Origin of the sequence: Trichloromonas sp. (genome assembly GCF_041583255.1) — a bacterium.
Taxonomy (GTDB): Bacteria; Desulfobacterota; Desulfuromonadia; order Desulfuromonadales; family Trichloromonadaceae; genus Trichloromonas.
Genome location: NZ_JBFHGD010000208.1, coordinates 1 through 5,900, shown reverse-complemented (window position 1 = coordinate 5,900; position 5,900 = coordinate 1). Strand labels below are relative to the sequence as shown.

The window sequence follows — 5,900 nt, the reverse complement described above, 5'->3', positions numbered from 1 at the left end:
GAGGTCAGCGACACCGAGGTGACCTTCGACGGCAACCATCCGCTGGCCGGGCTCGATCTGACCTTCGCCCTGCAGCTGGAGTCGATCGGCTGAGCGATCGACTGGTATGAAGGCAGGGCGCCCGCAGATGGCTGATTGCGGTGCAGCCCCTTTTGACTGAGCGAGAGCCACCAGGTTTAGGAAACCTGGTGGCTCTTGTTTTCGAGCGAGTACCGGCGAAGCCGGTCTTTACCAGGCGTAGCTGATTATCGGGGCTCCGGATGCCGGCGTTTTCCAGGAGGTGCGTCTCACCCGGCCGTTCCGTTTCGCAATACGGGACACCCGGGTGGAAATCCGAAGGTTTTGGGCAGGGTTAAAGAACGGTCATCGCCTTTTGAGGCGATGACCTCTGAATGCGCCGCATTTCCCATCCGGATAAGTTTTGCGGACCTTCATTGCCGGGGAAAAGATCCCATTCTTTCCATCCCGTAGCATGCAGGGAGACATCAAGGCAGGCCGCCTCGGGGGTTTGATAGGAAGCGATGAGTTTTTTATCGATATGCAACTCGAATTGCCCGTTGCCCGCAGGGGAGATGGTGAAAGATCCGACCGGGGAATTGTAGCGATAGATCATGCCTTAAGCGCCCTTTCTTCTGAGAATGTTAACGGAAACAAATCGTAGCAAAAAAAGGAGGGTCGTCAAATGCTCAGGGTAAAAAAAATGCCTTGGCCAGGTTGGGTATCGACCTGAACGTCGGCCCCGTTTGCCGCCCCTGCCGGGTGGTTGTCGGGGAGATGGTCCCGGAGATCGCTGGAGGCTTTTTAATGTTATACTTATTGCTGTTGTCCCGGACCCCGGTCGATCCAGTACTTTCCAAGAAGAGGACGCTGCCATGGAAACTCCCGTTCCCGCCCCCCCCACTCCCGGCCCCATCCCCCCCCGGGTCGAGGTCCGCTTCAGTTGGCTGAAGCTGCTTGCCATCATCCTTGCGGCGACCATCGTGGCCAGCCTGGTTGCGGTCTGGGCCGTATCGACCTACCTCTTTCCCAAAGAATTCAAGCCGGTGACGTTGAGCGCGAAAGAGGAGCAGGTGCTCGAGCAGAAGCTCGACCGCTTCGATTCGCTGCAGCGCACCCGGATCGCCGCCCGCAACCGGCCGGCGCCCCCTTCGGCGTCCAGCGAATCCCCAGGAACCCTCCAGCCCGAGCGGTACAGCGAAGAGGGGGCCAGCCGGGAGATCGTGCTGTCCGAAAAGGAACTCAACGCCCTGCTGGCGAAAAATACCGATCTGGCCGACAAGCTGGCGATTGACCTCTCCGCCGACATGGCCAGTGCCAAGCTGCTGGTTCCCCTCGACGAGGATTTCCCCCTGCTTGGCGGCAAAACCCTCAAGGTATCCGCCGGTCTTGAGCTGGCCTATGCCGACGGCAAGCCGGTGGTGGTCATCGCCGGTGTCAGCCTCTGGGGGGTTCCCATCCCCAACGCCTGGATGGGCAACCTGAAGAATGTCGACCTGGTCAGGGAGTTCGGCGGCCAGGGGGGCTTCTGGAGCGCCTTCGCCGCCGGCGTCGATGAAATCAAGATCGACGACGGCCGGCTGCTGGTGCGGCTCAAGGAGTGACGTTCGTTTTCGGGAAAGGGATAGCTTGATGCGGACCGCCTGCGTGCAGATCTGTTCGACTCACCGGCGGCTGATGTCTTGAGGGAGGGCATCGCCTTCGTACAGGATCAACTCCCAGTCTCCCGTCGCCGTCTCATGGCGCAGCAGGTAGAGGCCGCCGTCGTCGCCGCGCACCTTGAAATAGCGGTGGTCGGGGGCCAGCCAGCGGTCGAGCACCTCGGCCGCCTCGATGCGGCGCCGGCCCAGGTAAAACCGCCGGGGCGTTTCCTCGCCCCGGTGCCCGGCATAACATTCCACCCGGATGTCGTTCATGCAGGCCGTCTCCGTTGCTTCAGATGCGGCGGTCTTCCTCGTGCTTTCGGCCGCTGCGAATCAGCTGCACCAGGTCGTCCAGCTGCTCGGCGAGCAGTTCGAGCAGTTCGTCAAAGGCCAGCAGGCCGACCAGCTCACCGTTTCGTTTGACCACGGGGATCCGCGGCACGCCTTGTGCGCGCATCCGCTTGATGGTATCAAGCAGGTCGGCCCCTTCTTCGACCACTTGCAGGTCGCCGCTCATGACGTCCTCGGCAGTGACGGTTTGCGGGTCGACGCCGGCGGCCAGCAGCTTGATCACCAGGTCGCGGTCGGTGACGATGCCGACCGGCATCGCCTTGTCGTCCCGGTCTTCCGTCACCAGGATGTCGCCGACATGATGGCGGCGCATGAGTTCGGCGAGTTCAGCCACCGGGGTCTCCCGGCCGGTGATGATGACTTCGCGGATGCAGACTTCGCCAACGGACATGGATTCCTCCCGGTTAAATGGTGTTGTCCGCCGGTTCTCCCCCGGTCTCCCGGTTGCGGGTAAGCGGAACGAAAATGACAGGCAGCGCCGAGCGGGTGTGGCGCTGTCCGCTTCGATCCTTGCTGACGACCAGCAGTTCCTGGTGCATGTAGGGGAGGCCGACCGGGATGACCAGATTGCCGCCCGGCTTGAGCTGCTTGAACAGGGGGGCCGGTACGTGGCTGGCGGCGGCGGTGACGATGATGCCGTCGAAGGGGGCCTGCTCCGGCAGCCCCTGGTAGCCGTCGCCAGACATCACCTGTACGTTGCGGTAGCCGAGGCGTTGCAGGCGCTCGGCGGCCAGGTTCGCCAGGTGGGGGATGATTTCGATGCTGATGACTTGTTTGACCAGGCAGGAGAGGACCGCCGCCTGGTAGCCGCAGCCGGTGCCTATTTCGAGGATGGTGTGGTCCGGCTGCGGTTCGAGCAGGTCGGTCATCAGGGCGACGATGAAGGGCTGCGAGATGGTCTGGCCTTCACCGATGGGAAGGGCGCCGTTGTCGAAGGCCCGGTGCTTCAGCTCCGACGGCACGAAATCGTCGCGGGGAACGCTCGCCATAGCTTCCATCACCACCGGCCGCAGGCTGCTGCGACCGGTGGCATTGCCGGTGAAGTGGCACTCCTGTTCGATGGTGCGAAGCATCTGCTCGATCCGGTCAGGTCGCATTTTGCCCCTTAGATGAGGTGTTTGTCTCTCACCCTTAACCAATAACAGCTGGCGCGGATTCGTCAAAAGCTCGGGGCAGGTTTTTTCGTGGGGGCTGGGTCAGTCAATCCGGTATCGCGGTTCGCTGATCGACTGGTTGCGGCAGACCGGGCAGCGCCCCGGACGTTTCAGGCGCTCGCGCTTGGCGAAGACGAAGCCGCAGCTGCGGCATTCGGCGGGGAGTACCGTCAGCGACCGTTTCTGGCGATGCAGGCTGTGGCGGATGTGCTCGAGGTGGCCGGCGACCTCCCGCTGGGCGATGCCGACCCGCTCCGAAATTTCCAGCGCCGTGACCGGCTCGCCTTCGAGCAGGGCCTGGATCCCCTGGCGCAGGGTTTCCTCGCGCGGGGCGGGGATGGCGGGTTTTTTTATAACCATTTCGTCGTTTTGTCAGGGCATCCTGGGGGCCTGGGTTGTTGCTGTTGTCTCGCTTTCTATCGGGTAAAATTGAATCAGGGTATGGGGTGAAGTCGCTTTTTTGGTTGTGCGGGACCAACTTTTAAGCGTCATTATTTCGATCTGTTGAGGGTCAATATTGAAATGATCGATCAGGAAAATACGCACCCGTTGTGCTCTGCGTTCCTGGAGTTTGTATTTGGAAAATGACAGGGTATTTTCATCTATTTCTCCCATGAGAATTATCTTGGCTTGCGGTTGGTCTTCGATCAGGTATTTCAGTTTGGTCAGATCTTGCGGCGCCCACGAATGGATGTCTGGTTCCCCGGCATTGAACCGGGGGGTTATCGTCAGGATCGGTTTTGTTCCATGCCCCGCAGGTTGTTTCTCGAGGCTGTCTCCTGCGTCAACTTTTGCCAGGTCGTCGTCACTAATCTTTTCCTGTAGGGGGATGTTCTCTGCTGGAGTCGTGTCTTTTGTCGGCTGGATCGTTGCCGGAGGTGTCACTCTTATTAACGGTGCCGGTAACGCCGCGGCCACTGGATGGTGTGTTTGATCCAAATGCAGGTTCAAACCTACCAGTGTCGTCAGGTTTTGGCGGGTTTTTGTTTTTCCGTCGTCATCGATTATGCCGATGTAGATCTGGTGGCGAACCTCCCCTTTGATCGACAGATTTTGGTTCAGGCTGTAATGGAGGCCGGCTCCGTAATGGAGAATTCCCCCCGTTTTGGAGCCGAACTTATCTGAGTCGGCATGAAATCCGCCGCCTCCTGCCAGCAGGTAGGGCGTCAGCTGTTTTGACGGGTGAATATCGTAGAGAAGGCTTATGGCGAGCTGGTAGATTTCCAGATCCGATCGTGGTGTCCCGGTGGTTTCCGTGCCGAGATAGCTGAGTGTCCCCTCGAAATTCCAGTGCTCATTGATTTTTGTTCCGGCACCGATTCCAAAAACGGGATTATCTTTGATTCCACGTTCGCTTTCAAAAAAACTGAATCCTGCAGATGGAGAAACCCACCAGGATTTCTGCTGATCTTCGCACCTGACCGTTTGCGCGCTTAAGCAAACGCACAAAATTGCTCCCAAGATAAAACAGCTCTTAATCATTTTTTCCCCCCAGAAAAGCAGAATTGTTTACGCTAATTAACATTAGCAAAGAAATCTGCTTTTTCCAGCGGTACATAAAAAAACCCTGTCGTCACACCTTTCCCGCCGGCGCCAGGTAGAGGGTGAATTCCTCCTCACCGTCGATTTCGAGCAGCTGGTCCATCAGCTCCTGGTTGTAGGCGGCGATGGCGCAGGTGCCGGCGCCGATCGCTTCGCAGGCGAGGTAGAGGTTCTGGCAGACGTGGCCGGCGTCGAGGGCGATGACCCGGTGGGCGGCGGTATGGTAGCGCCACTCCATGCGGTAGGGCAGGCAGGCCCAGATGAAGGTGACCGGGGCGCTGGCGACGAAGCTCTGGCCGAGGGCGGCCCGACTCAATTCGGCGCGCAGGTTGTCGGGGCTGTGCTCGAAGACCAGGGCATGCTCGATCGGCAGGTAGCGGTAGATCCCCGGCGCGAGTCCTTCGACCTCGCTGACGGCGAGGTAGGTTTCGAAGGCGTGGCGGCAGCCGGCCGAAGGGACGACGCGAAAGGCGCTGCCGGGCTGGACCACTTCCTTGATCCCCTGGGTGGCCCAGAGCAAAAAGGCCAGTTCGGAAAGCAGCAGCGGTTGCGGCTTGAAGCGGCGCCGGCTCTGGCGCTTTTCGATGGCCGCCAGCAGGCTGGTTTCGGCAAACGCCTGCCAGGCTTCCTTCCCCGGCAGGGGGATGAGAGCCTGCCCGTCCTTGGCCGGTTTCTGCAGCGGCGGCGGCTCCACGCCCTGGCTCTGGTCGGTGAGCTGGAAGTTGATCTGCAGGCGCAGGCTGTCCTTGAGAAATTCCCGCTGGCGCCGAATGTCGTCTCTTTTCATGCCGGTCCTTTCAGGGGGAATCGATGGCACGGAACTCTTTTGGGCACGATGCAAGTTTAACCGTTCGAGAGGCGAAGGCAAACCCGGACTGCCTTCAATCTGATCATCCTGCCTTTGATTGATGCATGTTTTATAGGCACAATATTCGGGCGCGGTTGAGTTGGGTTCTGTTAACAATCGTGCAAACATATGAAAACGCCCGTCTTTTAGGCAATTGCTTCGAATTGGCACGCCCCCTGCTATAAGAGAAATCGCAACAAGCAGAACGACACGACGACGTGTTCCCTGTTTTGGCAACGTAGCCCGCGAAGAGAATACGTCTCTTTTACGCGGGCTTTTCATTTTTCGACAGACAATTCAGATGCGGCGGCGCCATGGAGGCTCCGCCCAGGGCATGGTCGCCCCACCCGGAACGGTTCCGGGTGG

The 5,900-nt window shown here is 59.6% G+C and carries 8 protein-coding genes; 1 reads left to right on the top strand and 7 read right to left on the bottom strand.

All coding sequences use genetic code 11. The features are described 5' to 3' along the window. Window positions 1–352: 352 nt before the first annotated feature. On the bottom strand, window positions 353–613 hold the full coding sequence (locus ABYV89_RS13860; protein WP_432823535.1) for a hypothetical protein: 261 nt from the start codon (window positions 611–613) through the stop codon (window positions 353–355). 259 nt (window positions 614–872) lie between these two features. Between ABYV89_RS13860 and ABYV89_RS13855 the strand changes: the two genes are divergently transcribed. Next, window positions 873–1,601, top strand: a complete 729-nt coding sequence (locus tag ABYV89_RS13855) for an arginine N-succinyltransferase (protein WP_432823534.1) — start codon at window positions 873–875, stop codon at window positions 1,599–1,601. A 60-nt stretch (window positions 1,602–1,661) separates the two neighbouring features. Here ABYV89_RS13855 and ABYV89_RS13850 read toward each other — a convergent pair whose 3' ends face one another. The 6 genes from ABYV89_RS13850 to ABYV89_RS13825 all read right to left on the bottom strand — a co-directional run bounded on the left by ABYV89_RS13850 (window position 1,662) and on the right by ABYV89_RS13825 (window position 5,474). Continuing rightward, entirely contained in the window at window positions 1,662–1,913 is a 252-nt protein-coding gene (locus tag ABYV89_RS13850; protein WP_432823533.1) for a hypothetical protein, read from the bottom strand. Window positions 1,914–1,932: 19 nt separating this feature from the next. Further along, the gene (locus ABYV89_RS13845; RefSeq protein ID WP_432823532.1) at window positions 1,933–2,382 is read right to left on the bottom strand and encodes a CBS domain-containing protein; all 450 of its coding nucleotides are present in this window, start codon (window positions 2,380–2,382) and stop codon (window positions 1,933–1,935) included. A 13-nt stretch (window positions 2,383–2,395) separates the two neighbouring features. Next, a complete protein-coding gene (locus ABYV89_RS13840) occupies window positions 2,396–3,088 on the bottom strand; it encodes a protein-L-isoaspartate(D-aspartate) O-methyltransferase (RefSeq protein ID WP_432823531.1) in 693 nt (230 codons plus the stop codon). A 99-nt stretch (window positions 3,089–3,187) separates the two neighbouring features. After that, complete coding sequence (locus tag ABYV89_RS13835; RefSeq protein WP_432823530.1) at window positions 3,188–3,505, bottom strand: transcriptional regulator; 318 nt, start codon at window positions 3,503–3,505, stop codon at window positions 3,188–3,190. Window positions 3,506–3,517: 12 nt separating this feature from the next. Beyond that, complete coding sequence (locus ABYV89_RS13830) at window positions 3,518–4,627, bottom strand: porin family protein (RefSeq protein ID WP_432823529.1); 1,110 nt, start codon at window positions 4,625–4,627, stop codon at window positions 3,518–3,520. A gap of 91 nt (window positions 4,628–4,718) precedes the next feature. After that, window positions 4,719–5,474, bottom strand: a complete 756-nt coding sequence (locus ABYV89_RS13825; protein ID WP_432823528.1) for a SagB/ThcOx family dehydrogenase — start codon at window positions 5,472–5,474, stop codon at window positions 4,719–4,721. Between the last annotated feature and the right edge of the window lie 426 nt (window positions 5,475–5,900).

Bases quoted from the DNA above. Each gene is read 5' to 3' on its own strand.
- ABYV89_RS13855 (WP_432823534.1), top strand. From the start codon at position 873: ATGGAAACTCCCGTTCCCGCCCCCCCCACTCCCGGCCCCATCCCCCCC.
- ABYV89_RS13830 (WP_432823529.1), bottom strand. From the start codon at position 4,627: ATGATTAAGAGCTGTTTTATCTTGGGAGCAATTTTGTGCGTTTGCTTA.
- ABYV89_RS13860 (WP_432823535.1), bottom strand. From the start codon at position 613: ATGATCTATCGCTACAATTCCCCGGTCGGATCTTTCACCATCTCCCCT.
- ABYV89_RS13835 (WP_432823530.1), bottom strand. From the start codon at position 3,505: ATGGTTATAAAAAAACCCGCCATCCCCGCCCCGCGCGAGGAAACCCTG.
- ABYV89_RS13840 (WP_432823531.1), bottom strand. From the start codon at position 3,088: ATGCGACCTGACCGGATCGAGCAGATGCTTCGCACCATCGAACAGGAG.
- ABYV89_RS13850 (WP_432823533.1), bottom strand. From the start codon at position 1,913: ATGAACGACATCCGGGTGGAATGTTATGCCGGGCACCGGGGCGAGGAA.
- ABYV89_RS13845 (WP_432823532.1), bottom strand. From the start codon at position 2,382: ATGTCCGTTGGCGAAGTCTGCATCCGCGAAGTCATCATCACCGGCCGG.
- ABYV89_RS13825 (WP_432823528.1), bottom strand. From the start codon at position 5,474: ATGAAAAGAGACGACATTCGGCGCCAGCGGGAATTTCTCAAGGACAGC.